This window comes from Vibrio sp. Vb1337 (genome assembly GCF_033338715.1).
Lineage (GTDB): Bacteria > Pseudomonadota > Gammaproteobacteria > Enterobacterales > Vibrionaceae > Vibrio > Vibrio alginolyticus.
This window is the reverse complement of sequence record NZ_JAWOTD010000149.1, coordinates 1-1239: the sequence shown is the minus strand read 5'-3', so window position 1 is coordinate 1239 and position 1239 is coordinate 1. Positions and strand designations below refer to the sequence as shown.

Genomic DNA, 1239 nt, shown 5'->3' with positions numbered 1-1239 from the left:
AAGAATAACGCTGGAATTTGTTCTGGCTGTCACCGAACGATGGATGAAATCATCCAATGGAAAGACAAAACCGAACTCCAACGAGAAACCATTATCGAGCAAATCACCGGAGAAGATTCCACCCACCGCTGTCCTGAATGCGATTCGCAAGCTCACTGCGATATTGCGGCAGGAAAAGAAACGTGTTGGTGTTTTGGTATTGAGCCTCGTGACTTGCCTAAGCCGGAGCCCGATCAGCTTTGTTTATGCCGCAAGTGTTTAGAAAAAAAGCCAGTCGCATAATACGACTGGCTTCTTCATGTAACGCGATTCTAAAATGATAACTATTTTGCGGTAAGCGCAGAAGTCTCAAATTGAATGCCTTCCCACCCCGTCACCATGAAATTGCGGATATTTTGGTGATCGTTGTTTTCTGGGTGAAGCAGTACGTCCTCACGGTAGAAACGACCAAAACACGCCAACGTCGCTTCTTTATCGAGAGTGTTCAATAAGCCGAATGCAAAAATTTTGCACGAACCGTTGTTTTCATTCGCGTCATTTTGCGTATTGCCATTCGTAAATGCAGCGGGCGTAAAATCGTAATTGTCTTCAATCACCGCCATCGTCGTTTCAAATTCAATCTTTTCAGGTGACGATGCCAGCGCATCAAGAAATTGTTGTAGTTCCATTTTCATTCCAAATCCTAATGCCATCGCAATCTCGCCAATGACACATTTGTTTCATAAAAAGCCCATATAAGAGTCATAAATCATACATATATTCAGAGCCTTACCAAATCACACGTCAATCAATGTTCTATTATCGTCCACTGCAGTGAATGAATAGATATCTGAAAATCATGCATTGAGCGACAGTATATCGGATTGATAAGGAGATATCATGACCACCCCACTTAAGGCAATAGGTGCAATGGCGTTATCGACGCTCGCCATCGCGTGTTCATCGCAACAGAACGATGTTATCGCATCTTTCAGTGCACAATGTAAGCCGATCAGTTCACCTGCTGTTGGGGAAACCTCAATCCAAGGTTTGACGTTTGTTGGGTCATCTATCGCCGATGCGCCGTTTGATACTTCTGCCGCAGAAATCGTGAACTATGATGCGTGCACGGACAAACTCTACGTGGTCAATGCTCAAGCCAAACGTGTGGATGTGTTGTCGCTCAACGAAAGCAGTGCGCCTTCACAAACCGATTTTATTGACCTAACCGATGCGGGCACTTCCGCAGGTATTGAAATC

Annotated in this window: 2 protein-coding genes and 1 pseudogene; 2 read left to right on the top strand and 1 reads right to left on the bottom strand. The window is 44.6% G+C overall.

Annotation, left to right across the window (positions count from 1 at the left end):
* A partial coding sequence (locus R7E42_RS24615; protein WP_318073179.1) for a cysteine-rich CWC family protein occupies positions 1-282 on the top strand: 282 nt, incomplete at its 5' end.
* A gap of 41 nt (positions 283-323) precedes the next feature.
* On the opposite strand, the gene R7E42_RS24610 is transcribed toward R7E42_RS24615, so the two are convergent.
* Positions 324-668, bottom strand: coding sequence for a HopJ type III effector protein (locus tag R7E42_RS24610; RefSeq protein WP_005498438.1), 345 nt, complete (start codon positions 666-668; stop codon positions 324-326).
* Between the two features lie 211 nt (positions 669-879).
* Here R7E42_RS24610 and R7E42_RS24605 point away from each other — a divergent pair.
* Positions 880-1239, top strand: a pseudogene (locus R7E42_RS24605) (alkaline phosphatase); the annotation flags it as partial.